Origin of the sequence: Amycolatopsis palatopharyngis (assembly GCF_003385185.1) — a bacterium.
GTDB lineage: Bacteria > Actinomycetota > Actinomycetes > Mycobacteriales > Pseudonocardiaceae > Amycolatopsis > Amycolatopsis palatopharyngis.
This window is the reverse complement of the sequence record NZ_PQHZ01000022.1, coordinates 1-14,105: the sequence shown is the minus strand read 5'-3', so window position 1 is coordinate 14,105 and position 14,105 is coordinate 1. Positions and strand designations below refer to the sequence as shown.

Genomic DNA, 14,105 nt, shown 5'->3' with positions numbered 1-14,105 from the left:
TAGCCAAGCCCGACGCCATGGCCGCGCCCTGCACCCTGCGGGTGAGAGCGCGGTCACACCAGACCCGGCGCTCGCAGTGGGTTAACTTCAGGCCATGCGGCAGGACTATCCCCACTGGCAACAGGTACCGACCCGGTGGAAGGACAACGACGTCTACGGGCACATGAACAACGTCGTGCACTACTCACTGATGGACACCGTCATCAACGAGTGGCTGATCCGCTCGGGCGGGCTGGACATTCATGATGGTGACCTCATCGGCCTCTGCGTGGAGTCACACTGCAACTACCACGCCTCGGTGGGCTTCCCGGACACGCTCGCCGTCGGCCTGCGTGTGGGCCATCTCGGCCGGTCGAGCGTCCGCTACGAGATCGGTATCCACACAGAGGACCGGCAGACCCTGGTCGCCGATGGGCACTTCGTGCACGTCTTCGTGGACCGGGCGACTCGCGGGCCGAAAGAGGTAACCGGGCAACTGCGCACAGCACTGGAGCGGTTGGTGCTCGAGGTGCGGCCGCCTGCCTCCTAGAGGCCGCCCTGGTTCGGCGACTTCACGGACCAGGGCATCGGGCGAATGGCCTGGACAAGGCGATCAGTAATCTACGGGCGTAGTAAGCAGTACGTCCGGACGGAGTATCGGTGATCACTGGGTTCGCTGTGGCGGTCGCGTTGAGCTCGCTGGCCGTCGCGGCCTGGAGTTTCGTCCTGGTCCTGCGAAACCGGCCACCCGAGCGGCCACTACTCATCGGTCTCGCTGTGGTCGAGGCACTACTGGTCGTCCAGCTGGTCATCTCCACGGTGCTGCTGATCTCGGGGGAACGTCCGGGGAGCCTGGTCACCTTCCTCGCCTACCTCATCGGTTCCCTGCTCGTCCTGCCCATCGGAACCGTCTGGGCGCTCGCGGAACGCACTCGCTCGAGCACCGCCGTCCTCGGCGTCGCCTGCCTCACCGTGCCCGTGCTGATCCTGCGCATGTCCGAGGTGTGGGGAGGAGCCGGTGCCTGACAGCCTGTTGATGAACTGGAACTACGGGGTAACGGTGACCGAGAGAACGCGCGCGGCGAGGCGGGGCGGATGACTTTTTGTGGTGAGTATCGTGCGTGAGCCCAAGCCCCGCCGAGTCGATCGTGACGGGCGTTTGCCAACAAACACTGGCCGATCCACCGCCAGCGGACCGGGTCGCGTGCTGATCGCGATCTACGCGATCTTCGCCGTGGGCGCCACGTCGAGGGCAGCCGTGCAGATCGCGACCCGCTTCGGCGAGGCCCCGCTCGCCTACGTCCTCTCGGCGTTCGCCGCGGTCGTGTACCTGCTCGCGACCTTCGCGCTCGCGCGCTCGGGCACCGCGTGGTGGCGGGTGGCGCTCGCCGCGTGCAGTGTCGAACTCGTGGGCGTGCTCACCGTGGGCACCCTGACCGTCCTCGACGCCGCAGCGTTCCCGGACGCCACCGTGTGGTCGAACTATGGTCGCGGCTACCTGTTCATCCCGCTCGTGCTGCCGGTGATCGGCCTGCTCTGGTTGCGCAGGACCGCGCCCTCGCGCTGACTCGTCTGCTGTACCAGGGCGTGTCGCAGAGTATCGGCCTCGTCCGTACTCACCGAATGCGCGAATCGGGTGAGCGCGGAGTCCCGGTCGCCGGTCAGCGCCAGTGCCTCGAGCATCAGTCCTGCCACGTACTCGTCCCTGCTCGTGCGCGGCGTGTACAGCCAGGCGCGCCCGGCTCGCTCCCTGCGCACAACGTTCTTCGCCGCGAGCCTGGTGAGCACCGTCATCACGGTGGTATAGGCCAGGTTCCGGCCGGTCAGTTCCTCGTGCACGGCACGCACACTCAGTGGTTCCCGATGCCCCCACAACACGTCCATCACCGCACGTTCAAGTTCGCCGAACTTGGCCACCTGCACCCCTTGCCTTCGTCAGCGCCGCGGAAAGCCGCCACGATCATCTTGGCACCGCGAGGCGCTGCTGCATTCCGCCTACCGGGCGGGGTTGGCCTGCTCCGCCCGGGTCACGACGAGCAGCAACTGGAGATGGCAGAACTGCCGCTCCCTCGGCTCGTCGAGGTCGATCCCGCTCACCGCGCTCGCCCTGCGTACCCGGTGGCGCAGGGTGTTCGGGTGCACATGCAGCGCACCCGCCGCGGAACGCACGTCCCCAAGTGCGTCGAGATAGGCCAGCAGCGAGACCACGAGTTCGGTGCCGTGCCCCTTGTCGTGCTCGACGAGGGCTGCGACGCCTGGATCACGCAGGTCCGCCGCCCCTTCGAGCAGGCTCAGCACCTCGCCGAGGAGCACCTCTCCGCGTAGTTCGGCGATCGTCGCCACCGTGCGCCGGGGATCGCGGGCCATCACCTCCAGCACCCGGTCCGCCTCCGATCTCGACCGCACCACCTCCGCGAGAGCCGGCACCGGCGCACCGACACCGACCTGCACGCCGGTACCGGTCCGTTTCCGGAGTACGCCCGCGATGTCCTCGGCAAGGGTGACCAGCGCGGGTTCCACCGCACCGAGAGGGACGCCTGGCAGCACCGCGTACACCCGCGAACCGATCGCGCCCACCAGGGCGGAGCGCCGATACGCGGTGGCGTGTACCGAGACGACACTGAGCATCTCCGCCTTGTGCAACTCCCTCGCGGAGTGATCGGACTCGGCAGGTGCGGTCACCGCCGCCACCACGGCGGGAGTCGCAGGGTCGAGACCGAGGTGCCCGGCGACGAGGTCCGGACTGGCTCTGCCGTCGAGCAGCCCGGACACCAGATCCTGCTGGGACCGGCTGCCGGGCGCGCCTTCCGCACGGAAGCGCAGCAGATGTGTTGCGGCGACCCTGGACGCTCCGAGCAGGGCGCTCTCGGCGCGTTCGGCGAACGGCTCGCGGCCCTGTTGCACCCAGATCGTGCCGAGGTGCTGCACCCCGGCCCTGATACCCACCGCAAGCCTGCGCCGGATGCCGAGTTCAGGGTGCTCGTCGATGTGCACCACTTCACCGTCGCGCAGCCGCTGGTAAACGCCCCATTCGCGGAGCATCGCCAGGTAGGACTCCGGGCCCTCCCAGCCGAGGATGGAAAGCCTGCGCAGCTCGTCGACCTCGTCGTCGGAACGGGAGTAGGCGAGGACCCGGTTACCCGCGTCCTCGATGCTGACGCTGCCGCCGGTGAGCACGGCGACGGTCTGCGCCAGGGCGAAGAGGTCACCTGTGCCGCCCTCCGAACCAAAGCCGGCGGAGAGGGCGGCCGCGTCGAGTACCTCGCGCACCAGCGTCTCCAGCTGCTCCCAGCGCACGCGAGGACGCACCGCGAGCAGGGCGATCCCGGCCTCGGACGCGGCGGCGCGCAGCTCGGGCACACTGCCTTCCGCGTCCACCTTCACGGCGGCGGCGACGGCACCACGCCGGGCAGCGGCACGTACGAAGCGAACGGCCTCCCGGCCGCGAGCGCCGATGATCAGCACCAGTTCGCCGGGATAACTGCCCAGCTCGTCGTCCGGGTCCAGGATGGTGACACCCCGGACCTGTGTGTCCAGCCCGGCGTCGGCCACGTACAGGTCCACCAGCGGCTCCCCGATCGCGACCAGGAGTCCGCGCAGGGTCGGAGCGGTTGCTGTCTGAGCGTCGTCGCGCTGGGAACCGGACACCAGAAACCTCTGTTCGATCGAACAATGCCGATCGTCGCACGTTAGCGGATGAAACAATCCGCGGCGAACTCGAGCTGCTTAGCGTGTTCAGGACACGTACCCGGCGAGAGGCAGCTCGATGGACGCCATCACCACCACACCCGCGCCCCGTAACGAGCCCGTGCGGGACTATGCGCCCCGCTCCGCGGAGCGGGAGAGCCTGTCCGCGAAGCTCACCGAGCTGGCCGGGCAGCACACCGAACTGACGATGACCATCGACGGCGAGCAGCGGCTCGGCGGCGGCAGGCAAATCGACGTCGTGCAGCCGCACAAGCACAGCCACGTGCTCGGAACCATGGGCAACGCGACCCAGGAGGACGCCAAGGCCGCGGTCGAGTCCTCGCTGCGGGCGGCGGACAGCTGGCGCAGGCTGCCCTTCGATGAGCGGGCCGCCGTGCTGCTGCGCGCCGCCGACCTGCTCTCCGGACCGTGGCGGGACACGGTGAACGCGGCGACGATGCTCGGACAGTCGAAGACAGCGATCCAGGCCGAGATCGACTCGGCCTGCGAGCTAGCCGACTTCTGGCGGTTCAACGTGCACTTCGCCAGGCAGATCCAGCAGGAGCAGCCGGTGAGCTCCCCCGGCATGTGGAACCGGCTGGACTACCGCCCGCTCGAGGGCTTCGTCTACGCGATCACGCCGTTCAACTTCACCGCCATCGCGGGCAACCTGCCCACCGCACCCGCACTGATGGGCAACACCGTGGTGTGGAAGCCCTCGCCGACCCAGGGCCTCGCCGCGCACCTGACCATGCGGCTGCTCGAGGAGGCGGGAATGCCGCCGGGCGTCATCAACCTGGTCACCGGTGACGGTCTGGACGTCTCCGAGGTCGCCCTGACGGACCCGGCACTGGCCGGGGTGCACTTCACCGGTTCCTCGCGGACGTTCCAGCACCTGTGGTCGACCGTCGGCGCCAACATCTCCGGCTACCGCACCTACCCCCGGTTGGTCGGTGAGACCGGCGGCAAGGACTTCGTGCTGGCCCACCCGTCCGCCGACGTCGACGTGCTGCGCACGGCACTGGTGCGGGGAGCGTTCGAGTTCCAGGGGCAGAAGTGCTCCGCGGCCTCGCGGGCGTTCGTTCCGCGCTCGGTGTGGAACCGCATGCGCGACGACCTGGTGTCCGAAGTGGAATCGCTCGCGGCCGGCGATGTCACCGACTTCCGCAACTTCATGGGTGCGGTGATCGACCGCCGCAGCTTCGACAAGCTGGCCGCCGCGCAGCGACTCGCCCACGAGGAGTCCACTCTGGACGTCATCGCCGGTGGCACGGCGGACGACTCGGAGGGCTACTTCGTCCGGCCCACGGTCGTGGTCGGCACGGACCCGACGCACGAGGTGTTCAACACCGAGTACTTCGGCCCCTTCCTCGCCGTGCACGTGTATGAGGACGGTGACTTCGACAAGGTGCTGCGGCAGGTGGACCAGGGTGCGGCCTACGGGCTCACCGGTGCCGTCATCGCCCAGGACCGCGCCGCCATCGCGCGGGCCAGCGAGGCACTGCGGTTCTCCGCGGGCAACTTCTACGTCAACGACAAGCCGACCGGCGCGGTCGTCGGACAGCAGCCGTTCGGTGGCGCACGGGCCTCTGGCACCAACGACAAGGCGGGTTCGATCTACAACCTGCTGCGCTGGATCAGCCCGCGCACGATCAAGGAGACCTTCGTCCCGCCGGTGAACTCCGGTTACCCACACCAGGGAGAGTGAGATGTTGCGTTCGGCTCTGCTCGCGGCGGCCAAATCCCCTGCCTGCCGTTCCCTGGTCGAGAACACGCCGCCGGTGCGCCCGATCGTCGACCGGTTCGTCGCGGGCGACGACCTGGACGACGCGGTGCGCGCGGCCGCGGAGATCAGCACCGACCGGCTGGTCTCGCTCGACCACCTCGGCGAGGACACGACCGACCGCGAGCAGGCCGGCGCGACAGTACAGGCTTACCAGGCGGTGCTTGGTGCGCTCGGGAATCGCGGGCTCGCCGGGCGTGCTGAGGTGTCGGTGAAGCTGTCGGCGCTGGGCCAAGCCCTTCCGGTGGACGGCGAGAAGATCGCGCTGGACAACGCCCGGCAGATCTGCGCGACAGCGGCTTCCTTCGGGACCATGGTCACGGTGGACATGGAGGACCACACCACCACCGACTCGACCCTGTCGATCGTGCGCGACCTGCGTGTGGACTTCCCGTCGACGGGCGCGGTGCTGCAGGCCTACCTGCGGCGCACTGAGGCGGACTGCGCCGAGCTTTCCGGACCCGGTTCCCGGATCCGGCTCTGCAAGGGCGCATACGACGAACCCGAGTCCGTGGCGTTCCGGGACAAGGCGGAGGTGGACGCGTCCTACGTCCGCTGTCTGCGGACTCTGCTGGGCGGGCAGGGCTACCCGATGATCGCGACGCACGATCCTCGCCTGATCGAGATCGCCGAGCACCTCGCCGTACAGGCCGGTCGCGAGCACGCGGACTTCGAGTTCCAGATGCTCTACGGCATCCGGCCCGACGCGCAGCAGCGGCTGGCCACCCGGGGACACCGAATGCGGGTGTACGTGCCCTACGGCGCCGAGTGGTACCCCTACTTCATGCGCCGTCTCGGGGAGCGCCCGGCGAACATCGCGTTCTTCCTGCGCTCGCTGCTGAGCAAGGGGTGAGGCCGGCTGTTCCCAATGTGGCGTTGGGGACGTTGGAGTTCCCCAATGCCACATTGGGGAACTCCTGAGGCCGGCCTAGCTGGTGCTCACCGCGTCGCGGATCTTCTCGCTGCCCACGCTGCTCTGCCTCGAGCAGTGCGCACAGCAGAAGAAATGTCCGTCCACCTGGACACCGTGACCGACCACGCGGCAGCGGCAGTGCTCGCAGATGGGGGCAAGCTGATGGATCGCGCACTCGAACGAGTCGAAGGTGTGCTTCGCGCCGTCGCGGGTGTGGATCTCGAACGACTGATCGTAGGTGTTCCCGCAGACCTCGCAGACGTCCATGGTGATCCTTTCCTTCACTGGGGCATGCTCGGATAGGGATGACCGCATACGTCCAGCCCGAAACCTCGGGCACCGAGGAGGCCACGATGACCACTCCCGACGTCGACCAGCTCACCGTCTACGGCGCGGGGTGGTGTCCGGACGTCCGGCGCAGCCGCGCACTGCTGGACCGCGAGGGCGTGAACTACTCCTACGTCGATGTCGAGGCCGATGAGGCCGCCGCGGCGGCGGTGCGGCGACTGCAGGGTGGTCAGCGGCGGATCCCGACCGTCGTCTGGCCCGACGGCACCCACCTGGTGGAGCCGTCCGACGCGGAGCTCTCCGCGGCACTGCGGCGTTGAGGCACCGCGGCGTTGAGGCGGTCAGGGCCACCGGAGCCGGTGGCCCTGACCGCTGATACGACTCAGCGGCCGGTGAACTCGGCCTGCCTGCGCTCGACGAAGCTACGCACGCCCTCCTCGGCGTCCTCGCTGCCGACGATGCCGGGCAGCAGGCCACTCAGGTGCTCGGCGGCCTCCCGTTCGGAGCCGGACCGCAGCGCCACCCGCGCGTTCGCCAGCGTCCCCTGCACGCCCATCGGGGCCTGCGCGGCGATCAGCGTGGCGAGCTCCTTCGCCCTGTCGAGCTGCGTTCCCGCCGGGACGACCTCCTGCACGAGGCCGATCCGGTGTGCCTCAGCCGCGCCGAACTCCTCGCCGGTCAGCAGGAACCGCATGGCGTTGCCCCAGCCGAGCTGTGCGGGGGCACGCAGGGTCGCACCGCCGAACGGGATGATCCCTCGGCCGATCTCCAACTGCCGGAACCGCACGTCCTCGGCCGCCACCACGATGTCGCTGGCGAGCGCGAGCTCGATGGAGAGGGTGAACGCGATGCCCTGCACGGCCAGCACGATCGGCTTGCCGACCGGCTCCTTCCACAGCCCGAACGGATCGTGCTTGCCATCGCCGGAGAGCGCACCGGGTCCGTGCTCTCGCACAGCCGGGAAGACGTCGGTGAGGTCGAGGCCCGCGCTGAAGTGCTCGCCGTGCCCGTAGACGACCCCGACTCGCAGGTCGTCGTCGGCGGCGAGCTGGTCATAGGCCGCGCCGAGCTCGGAGATCGTCCGCAGATCCCAGGCATTGCGTTTGGCCGCGCGATCGACGCCGATGAGCAGTACGTGACCGTCTCGCTCGACTGTGATCCGATGGGACATGGGCGATCCTCCCGTGATTGGCGCAGGCGTGCTACTCGTCGGTAACTATCGCTGCCACCCTAACGGAACGAGCACGGTCACGGCGCGAGGACGACCTTGCCGGTGGTCGCCCTGTCCTCCAGTGCGGCGTGCGCGGCGGCGGCTTCGGCGAGCGGGTACGGCGGGTGTATCCGCGGGGACAACCGCCCTGTCGCGAGCGCGGCGAGCGATTCGGTCTCCAGACCACGAAGGCCCCCGGGCCGGCGCAGGATGCGCGGGCCGACGGCGACGGACGCCGTAAGACCACGCGAGTAGAGGATCTCCGTGGTGATCCGGATCGGCTCACCCGACGACCAGCCGAACGTGATCACCCGGCCGCCGATGCCCAGTAGTTCGAGTGCGGTCTGCCCCACGCTGCCGCCGACACCGTCGAGTACGACGCTGAGCTCGCGCCCGTCCAGCGCGGCCCGCACCTCCTCCGGCCAGTTCTCCTCGGTGTAGTCGACGGCGGCGTCGGCGCCGAGCGAGCGAACCAGTTCGATCTTGGCCTGCCCGCCGGCGAGGCCGATCACCGTCGCACCCACCCTCCGCGCATCCTGCACGAGCAGATTGCCGACACCGCCCGCGGCGGCGGGCACCAGAACGACGTCGTCCGCCGAGAGTGCGGCGACATCCAGGACGCCCATGGTCGTGCGGCCGGTGCCGATCATCGCGACGGCCGCCGCGAAATCTGCCTCCGCGGGCAACTCGTGCAGCGACGCGGCCTGCACCACGGCGAGTTCGGCGTAGCCACCACTGGCCTGCCCGAGGTGTGCGACCACCCGCTTGTCCAGCCAGTGCTCGTCCACGCCTTCGCCCAGTTCGTCGACCACGCCCGCGACCTCCCTGCCCGGGGTCATCGGCAGTTCCGGCAACGGGAACGGCCCGCCGGAGCGTCCGGAACGGATGACGGTGTCCAGGAGGTGCACCCCCGCCGCGGCGACCGCGATCCGAACCTGTCCGGCTTCCGGGCGCGGGTCTTTCATCTCCTCGTGACGCAGGGTCTCGACGGGACCGAATTCGTACTGCCGGATGGCGTGCATGTGGATCTCCCGAGGTCAGTGAGTTCCAACGCTAGAACCTCTACAAAGCTCGAGGTCAACATCAATGGCGAATGTCACGTTCTGTGACGTCATCCACCAGAAGAAGAAGTGTTAGCAGGTCAGGACCATAGAATTGCGACCATCACAGATGAGGGTGCATACGCGGGGTGACCGGTAGCGTGGCGTCGCCCGGGGAAAGCCGGGGCATATCGATCATCTCCCGCTGGGTCCGCTGCCCCTGAGCGCGCGCTCCGGCTCCCTGTGAAAGGACAACTCTTGCGGCGAAATCTGCCGCCGATGCTGCGTGCGCTCGGAAATCACAACTACCGCCTCTGGGCCACGGCCGATCTGATCTCGGTCACCGGAACGTGGATGCAGGTACTCGGCCTGAACTGGGTGGTGATGGACCGGACCGGGTCCGCTGCCTCGGTGGGCCTTTCGGTGTTGTTGAGCACCCTGCCCTCGCTGCTTCTCGGCCCATGGGCGGGCGCACTCGCCGATCGGTTCAAACCCCAGCGGATCATCGTGCTCGGGGAGTCGTTACACCTGGTCATCGCCCTTCTTCTCGCGCTGATGGTGTTCACCCACGTGCCGTTGAGCGCCATCTACGGACTCACCGTCGTCTCCGGGCTCATCGGCACGTTCGAAGGACCGGCGCTGGGCCGGTTCGCGGGACAGGTGGTGCCACGGAAGGATCTCGGTAACGCGCTCGCATTGAACTCGATCATCAGCTCGACCGGCCGCGTGCTCGGCATGAGCCTCGCGGGCGTACTGGCGGCCGCGACGGGGGCCGCCCTGCTGTTCGTGTTCAACAGCGCGACCTTCGTCGCGGTGATCGTGACGATTCTGGTGATGCGCAAGGGAGAACTGCACGAACTCGCGGTCAGTACCCCGGAACGCGCCGGCGTACGGGCCGGGCTCGCGTACCTGCGACGGCAACGAGTACTCGTACTGCTGTTCACCCTCGGCTTCGTACTGTCGAGCCTCGGCCGGAACTACCAGGTCACCATGGCCGCGATGACCGAGGGCCCGCTGGGGACTGGTGCCGCGGGGTACGGAATGTTGTCGTCGATCTTCGCTGTCGGCACGGTGATCGGCGGGATCTTCGCGGCGCGGGCGCGCGAACTCACCATTCCGCTCCTACTCGGCGCCGCCGCTGTCACCAGCGTCCTGCAGGCGGCCAGTGGGTTGATCCCGGGTGTGCTCGGGTTCGCCGCGCTGATCCTGCCGATCGCGGCCGGAGCCGTACTGATCGACACCACGAAAACCACGCTGTTGCAGCTGGGTTGCGCCGACGACATGCGTGGCCGGGTACTGGCGGTCGAGGGTGCGATCGCCGCGGCGGCCGGCGCGACTGGCGCTCCGTTGCTGGGCTGGCTGTGCGACGAGCTGGGCCCCCAGCCGGCGCTGCTGATGGCGGGTCTCACCACCCTGATCGTCACCGGAATCGCCGCCACCGTCCTGCGCAAGCCCAGCGGTAGCAAGGCACGCGACGCCGAGCCTGAAACGGCTACGCCGGAGCTGGCGGCGGCGGCTGCCTGAGTACCCGTCAAGCCGGAGCCACCCCGATGCGTTCCGGATCGGCCGGCGTGCGGGCGTATGCCGCGAGTTCGGCCTCGAGGCTGTCCTGCGCGCCCGCACGCCGGAGCCGGGGTGGCCCGGCCTGGCCGGGCCAGCGACCGCCGAACATCGCCCTCACGAAGTCCGCCACGGCGGCGGGTGACGGGATGACCTCGCCGCCGAGGTGGGACAACACGACCAGGGTGAGGCCGCTGTGCGCGTCCACGCCGAGAGCCCAGCCGTGCTCCTCGTCCCAAACCAGTGCGGCGTCTCTGGTCGGAAAGGCGGCCAGCCGTCGTTGCAGGTCGAGGTAGGCACCTGCGGGTGAGTCGAGTTCGTAGTAGCCGTGTGCGGCGTTGAGGCCGAGTTCGCGGGCGACGTCTCGTACGTACTGCGCCAGCCCCTGTGCGGTCGCGCTCTGCGGATCGGTCAGCATCTGTTCGCTCCGGCTTGGTCGTCGGTTGTGCGCGGCTTCGCCCGTTTCAGGTACCCGGAGGCGCGCGGATCATGCCTGTGACATCGGACTCGTGTTTAGCTGATCCGCATGAAGTTCGAGTCGGTGGCCGACGAGCTCTACGGCGGCGCGCGGGAGGAGTTCACCGCCCTGCGCAACGAACGCGCCGACGAGGCGAAAGCGGCGGGCCAGCAGCAGCTGGCGACGAGGATCCGGGGGCTGCGTAAGCCGACTACCGCGGCCTGGCTCGCGAACCAGCTGGCCAGGGAACGCGCGGAGGAGGTCGGCAGGCTCGAACAACTCGGCGAGGCACTGCGCAAGGCACACACCGAGCTGGACGGCGACGAGCTGCGCACGCTCTCGCGACAACGGCACGACCTGATAGAGGCACTGACGGACGAGGCGCGGGCCGTGGGGAGGGCACTCGGAGTACGGGTCAGCGATGCCGTGTCGAGGGAGATCGCCGAGACGTTGGAGGCAGCGCTCGCCGATCCAGGCGCGGCCAGGACCCTCATCGAGGGCAGGTTGGCCACCACGTTGAACCCCGGCGAAGGCACTCCGGAGCGCTGGCTGTCCGCCGCGACAGCCGCCAGGGGGAAGGCGCCGGCTCGTCGCCCGCCGGAACGAAAGCAGGCAGCGGCCAAACCTGCGCCGGCAAGGCAAAAGCAGGACGAGCGGGCCGCACAGGACAAAGAGGACAGACGCAGGGAGAAGGCGGCGGAGCGGGCCGAACTGGCCCGGCTGAAGGCCGAACGCACGAAAGCACGGGAAGCGCTGCGCGACGCGAAACAAGCGCGCGACGACGCCAGAAAGCGGCTGCGGGAGGCCGAACGGGCCGAGGAGAAGGCGCATCGCGCGACGGAAACGGCGAGAGCGGACACAGAGAAGACCGAGCGTGCCTTCGCCGAGGCCGAACGGAACCTTTCCGCCCTGGACTGACGGCGTACGCATTCGGCTGCCGTTTATCGCCTCGACTCACGGGTAACCGCCTGCAGTTCGACGCACAACCGTTCCGCGAACAACCAGAGTTCGCCCAGGGAGGAAATCGATGAGCGCCGTGACGAAGTCGGTGGAAGTCAACGTGCCGGTGCGGGCCGCGTACAACCAATGGACGCAGTTCGAGTCGTTCCCCGAATTCATGGAAGGCGTCGACAGGATCGAGCAGCTGGACGACCAGCACACCCACTGGGTGGTCAAGGTCGGTGGCGCCACGCGCGAGTTCGACGCGACCATCACCGAGCAGCACCCGGACGAACGAGTCGCGTGGACGACCGAGTCCGGGCCGAAGCACGCCGGTGTGATCACGTTCCACCGGCTGGACGACGACAAGACCCGGGTCACCGCGCAGATGGACATCGACCCGGAGGGCTTCACGGAGAACGTCGGCGACAAGCTCGGCGTCGTGGACGCCCGGGTCTCCGGAGACATGAAGCGCTTCAAGAGCTTCATCGAGGAGCGAGGCCAGGAGACCGGCGCCTGGCGCGGCGACGTGGAACGTCCGGGCAGCTGACCGGCGAAGAAACGACACGCGCGACCCGCCGCGACACCACCGGTGGAACCTGCTCGGGTGTTCCGCCGCAGGTGTCGCGGCGGGTCGCGATGGGTCTGAGCGGAGATCAAGTCCGGCCGACGCGCTGACCGGACCCAGCGTGCTCACTCGCTGTAGAGCACCCGTTAGACTGGCGGAGGGCCGCTAGCTCAGTTGGTAGAGCAAGGGACTTTTAATCCCTGTAAACGCCGTGTCACTGGATGTCAAACAGTGTCGCCTAGGGCTGATCTGTGCATGTCAGGCGGTACATTTTGCCAGCGTTGGTGTCGGGCAGTGTCGCGGCGTAACGGACGCTCTGTGAGCAACGGAGCCCAATCGGAGACCGACATCGGCCTTGTCGAAGGGCCCCAAAGGACACCACTCCAGGGGTCTTGCGTTGCGTCGGGGTGTCCAAGCATCTCGATCAGTTAGCGTGTGCCTGCCGATCGCCTGGTTAAGGCCGTCGAAGCAGGTTCGTTCTACGTACCGACGCCGCACCCGAACGTGCGGTAGTAAACCCTGCGGTTGCACGATGGCGGGTCATGCCACCTCATCCTCGATTAACCCGTACGGTGGCTGGTCAGCTCGTCGCGAGAAGCGGACGACGATGTCGTTGTCGGCTGAGGTTGGTGGGGCGTTGTCGACCACGAGGATTTGGGCGCCCTGACCGGGCCCTGTTAGCCAGTGGTGTAGGTGTTTGTAAAAGTCCGCGACGGCCACACTGTCGGCGAACTCGGCGTCACGGTCGCCGCCTTGGCCGGGGTTCTTCTGCGGGCTGTCGATCATGAGGAAGCCGGGGTGAGCACTGCCGGTCTCCCATGCGATTTCGAAGACGGACAAGATCCATGCCAATGAGATCAGGGTGCGCCCACCCGATGAGGCGTGGATATAACTCGAGCCTCACATGTAGGGCACGAGGTTGTTGTCCACGAAGGCTTGTTCGAGCTTGGGGTATCGCCACGAGGACAGGATTCCCGCGTACCGCTCGCTGATGCGGTGGATGACGTCGTTCCGGTCGGGTTGCACTGTGGCTTGTTCCAGCTCCCCGCGCAGGGCCTTGAGGGCGGTTTCGAGCCGTGTGACTGCAGCGCCGCGGCGGTCGAGGCTATCGAGCATCTTGATCGGCGGTGCATGCCCGTTCGAGGTTGGCGGCTGCGGTCTGTTGCTGACGCATTAGGTTGTTACGTTGGCTGAGGAATGTGGGGTGCTTCCCGGAGGGTGGTTAGGCATGCCGGACACACCCTCACCTGCGCTGCCGCTTCTTCACGATCACCGGGTCAAACGACCCCTCCCGGTCCCGCAGCACCGCCACCTCGACTTCGCCCACCGCGTCCGACACCACCGTCTTCGACCGAACGCCATTGCGCTTGTTCCTGCCGACGCGACCGGGCTCATCCTGGTGCTTGGCATGCCCGAGGTGATCGGTCATCTCCGCGTTCAACGCGGTCTCCAAGACCGTCTTGGTCAGCTGCTTCAGCAGCCCGTCCGGGGTCAGGGCCAAGCCCTGCTCCTGCGCCTGAGCAACCATCGCGGCCGCCAACTGCTCCTGCGCCGACGACGTCCTCGCCGGCCTGGTGGTCTTCTCCTCAGCGCTCACAACATCAGATGTCATCACTCACTGTGCCCATCCCGCCGGAACCAGTCCGGCGTGTCCGAGCCAAAGACACCGATCCTGAGACAG

At 68.0% G+C, this 14,105-nt stretch carries 17 protein-coding genes and 1 pseudogene; 9 read left to right on the top strand and 9 right to left on the bottom strand.

Annotated elements, in window-relative coordinates; genetic code table 11:
* Positions 1 to 94 precede the first annotated feature (94 nt).
* The 3 genes from D0C15_RS17945 to D0C15_RS17935 all read left to right on the top strand — a co-directional run bounded on the left by D0C15_RS17945 (position 95) and on the right by D0C15_RS17935 (position 1,546).
* The gene (locus D0C15_RS17945) at positions 95 to 529 is read left to right on the top strand and encodes an acyl-CoA thioesterase (protein WP_116046823.1); all 435 of its coding nucleotides are present in this window, start codon (positions 95 to 97) and stop codon (positions 527 to 529) included.
* 110 nt (positions 530 to 639) lie between these two features.
* Positions 640 to 1,005 (top strand): hypothetical protein, encoded by a 366-nt coding sequence (locus tag D0C15_RS17940; protein WP_116046820.1) that lies wholly within the window; start codon positions 640 to 642, stop codon positions 1,003 to 1,005.
* Positions 1,006 to 1,183: 178 nt separating this feature from the next.
* Complete coding sequence (locus D0C15_RS17935; RefSeq protein ID WP_245975926.1) at positions 1,184 to 1,546, top strand: hypothetical protein; 363 nt, start codon at positions 1,184 to 1,186, stop codon at positions 1,544 to 1,546.
* On the opposite strand, the gene D0C15_RS17930 is transcribed toward D0C15_RS17935, so the two are convergent.
* Together D0C15_RS17930 and D0C15_RS17925 are read right to left on the bottom strand one after the other, a co-directional pair.
* The gene (locus D0C15_RS17930) at positions 1,474 to 1,902 is read right to left on the bottom strand and encodes a BlaI/MecI/CopY family transcriptional regulator (RefSeq protein WP_116046818.1); all 429 of its coding nucleotides are present in this window, start codon (positions 1,900 to 1,902) and stop codon (positions 1,474 to 1,476) included. The two genes, D0C15_RS17935 and D0C15_RS17930, sit on opposite strands and share 73 nt — an antisense overlap.
* A 72-nt stretch (positions 1,903 to 1,974) precedes the next feature.
* Positions 1,975 to 3,627, bottom strand: a complete 1,653-nt coding sequence (locus D0C15_RS17925) for a PucR family transcriptional regulator (RefSeq protein WP_211323247.1) — start codon at positions 3,625 to 3,627, stop codon at positions 1,975 to 1,977.
* 118 nt (positions 3,628 to 3,745) lie between these two features.
* Between D0C15_RS17925 and pruA the strand changes: the two genes are divergently transcribed.
* Both pruA and D0C15_RS17915 read left to right on the top strand, forming a co-directional pair.
* Positions 3,746 to 5,374 carry an L-glutamate gamma-semialdehyde dehydrogenase gene (gene pruA / locus D0C15_RS17920; RefSeq protein WP_116046815.1) on the top strand — a complete coding sequence of 543 codons (1,629 nt, stop codon included), beginning with the start codon at positions 3,746 to 3,748 and terminating at the stop codon, positions 5,372 to 5,374.
* Position 5,375: 1 nt separating this feature from the next.
* Complete coding sequence (locus tag D0C15_RS17915; protein WP_116046813.1) at positions 5,376 to 6,302, top strand: proline dehydrogenase family protein; 927 nt, start codon at positions 5,376 to 5,378, stop codon at positions 6,300 to 6,302.
* A gap of 75 nt (positions 6,303 to 6,377) precedes the next feature.
* On the opposite strand, the gene D0C15_RS17910 is transcribed toward D0C15_RS17915, so the two are convergent.
* Positions 6,378 to 6,629 carry a Prokaryotic metallothionein gene (locus D0C15_RS17910; protein ID WP_116046811.1) on the bottom strand — a complete coding sequence of 84 codons (252 nt, stop codon included), beginning with the start codon at positions 6,627 to 6,629 and terminating at the stop codon, positions 6,378 to 6,380.
* A 38-nt stretch (positions 6,630 to 6,667) separates the two neighbouring features.
* Between D0C15_RS17910 and D0C15_RS17905 the strand changes: the two genes are divergently transcribed.
* A complete protein-coding gene (locus D0C15_RS17905) occupies positions 6,668 to 6,970 on the top strand; it encodes a glutaredoxin domain-containing protein (RefSeq protein WP_245975924.1) in 303 nt (100 codons plus the stop codon).
* A 62-nt stretch (positions 6,971 to 7,032) separates the two neighbouring features.
* Here D0C15_RS17905 and D0C15_RS17900 read toward each other — a convergent pair whose 3' ends face one another.
* Both D0C15_RS17900 and D0C15_RS17895 read right to left on the bottom strand, forming a co-directional pair.
* Entirely contained in the window at positions 7,033 to 7,821 is a 789-nt protein-coding gene (locus D0C15_RS17900; RefSeq protein ID WP_116046809.1) for a crotonase/enoyl-CoA hydratase family protein, read from the bottom strand.
* A 77-nt stretch (positions 7,822 to 7,898) separates the two neighbouring features.
* On the bottom strand, positions 7,899 to 8,882 hold the full coding sequence (locus tag D0C15_RS17895) for a zinc-binding dehydrogenase (protein WP_116046807.1): 984 nt from the start codon (positions 8,880 to 8,882) through the stop codon (positions 7,899 to 7,901).
* Between the two features lie 297 nt (positions 8,883 to 9,179).
* On the opposite strand from D0C15_RS17895, the gene D0C15_RS17890 reads away from it, so the two are divergent.
* Positions 9,180 to 10,424, top strand: coding sequence for an MFS transporter (locus tag D0C15_RS17890; RefSeq protein ID WP_116046805.1), 1,245 nt, complete (start codon positions 9,180 to 9,182; stop codon positions 10,422 to 10,424).
* A 7-nt stretch (positions 10,425 to 10,431) separates the two neighbouring features.
* Here D0C15_RS17890 and D0C15_RS17885 read toward each other — a convergent pair whose 3' ends face one another.
* A complete protein-coding gene (locus D0C15_RS17885) occupies positions 10,432 to 10,878 on the bottom strand; it encodes a DUF6292 family protein (protein WP_116046802.1) in 447 nt (148 codons plus the stop codon).
* A gap of 108 nt (positions 10,879 to 10,986) precedes the next feature.
* On the opposite strand from D0C15_RS17885, the gene D0C15_RS34165 reads away from it, so the two are divergent.
* Both D0C15_RS34165 and D0C15_RS17875 read left to right on the top strand, forming a co-directional pair.
* Complete coding sequence (locus D0C15_RS34165; RefSeq protein WP_162830120.1) at positions 10,987 to 11,835, top strand: hypothetical protein; 849 nt, start codon at positions 10,987 to 10,989, stop codon at positions 11,833 to 11,835.
* A 109-nt stretch (positions 11,836 to 11,944) separates the two neighbouring features.
* Entirely contained in the window at positions 11,945 to 12,406 is a 462-nt protein-coding gene (locus D0C15_RS17875) for an SRPBCC family protein (RefSeq protein ID WP_116046797.1), read from the top strand.
* Positions 12,407 to 12,964: 558 nt separating this feature from the next.
* Here the strand turns inward: D0C15_RS17875 and D0C15_RS17865 are convergent.
* The 3 genes and pseudogenes from D0C15_RS17865 to D0C15_RS17855 all read right to left on the bottom strand — a co-directional run.
* The gene (locus D0C15_RS17865; RefSeq protein WP_162830119.1) at positions 12,965 to 13,276 is read right to left on the bottom strand and encodes a hypothetical protein; all 312 of its coding nucleotides are present in this window, start codon (positions 13,274 to 13,276) and stop codon (positions 12,965 to 12,967) included.
* Positions 13,277 to 13,324: 48 nt separating this feature from the next.
* Positions 13,325 to 13,540, bottom strand: a complete 216-nt coding sequence (locus D0C15_RS17860; protein WP_116046792.1) for a hypothetical protein — start codon at positions 13,538 to 13,540, stop codon at positions 13,325 to 13,327.
* Between the two features lie 130 nt (positions 13,541 to 13,670).
* Positions 13,671 to 14,036, bottom strand: a pseudogene (locus D0C15_RS17855) (transposase); the annotation flags it as partial.
* Positions 14,037 to 14,105: the final 69 nt, after the last annotated feature.

Bases quoted from the DNA above. Each gene is read 5' to 3' on its own strand.
- D0C15_RS17890 (WP_116046805.1), top strand. From the start codon at position 9,180: ATGCTGCGTGCGCTCGGAAATCACAACTACCGCCTCTGGGCCACGGCC.
- D0C15_RS17895 (WP_116046807.1), bottom strand. From the start codon at position 8,882: ATGCACGCCATCCGGCAGTACGAATTCGGTCCCGTCGAGACCCTGCGT.
- D0C15_RS17910 (WP_116046811.1), bottom strand. From the start codon at position 6,629: ATGGACGTCTGCGAGGTCTGCGGGAACACCTACGATCAGTCGTTCGAG.
- D0C15_RS17885 (WP_116046802.1), bottom strand. From the start codon at position 10,878: ATGCTGACCGATCCGCAGAGCGCGACCGCACAGGGGCTGGCGCAGTAC.
- pruA (WP_116046815.1), top strand. From the start codon at position 3,746: ATGGACGCCATCACCACCACACCCGCGCCCCGTAACGAGCCCGTGCGG.
- D0C15_RS17915 (WP_116046813.1), top strand. From the start codon at position 5,376: ATGTTGCGTTCGGCTCTGCTCGCGGCGGCCAAATCCCCTGCCTGCCGT.
- D0C15_RS17900 (WP_116046809.1), bottom strand. From the start codon at position 7,821: ATGTCCCATCGGATCACAGTCGAGCGAGACGGTCACGTACTGCTCATC.
- D0C15_RS17945 (WP_116046823.1), top strand. From the start codon at position 95: ATGCGGCAGGACTATCCCCACTGGCAACAGGTACCGACCCGGTGGAAG.
- D0C15_RS17875 (WP_116046797.1), top strand. From the start codon at position 11,945: ATGAGCGCCGTGACGAAGTCGGTGGAAGTCAACGTGCCGGTGCGGGCC.
- D0C15_RS34165 (WP_162830120.1), top strand. From the start codon at position 10,987: ATGAAGTTCGAGTCGGTGGCCGACGAGCTCTACGGCGGCGCGCGGGAG.
- D0C15_RS17860 (WP_116046792.1), bottom strand. From the start codon at position 13,540: ATGCTCGATAGCCTCGACCGCCGCGGCGCTGCAGTCACACGGCTCGAA.
- D0C15_RS17905 (WP_245975924.1), top strand. From the start codon at position 6,668: ATGACCGCATACGTCCAGCCCGAAACCTCGGGCACCGAGGAGGCCACG.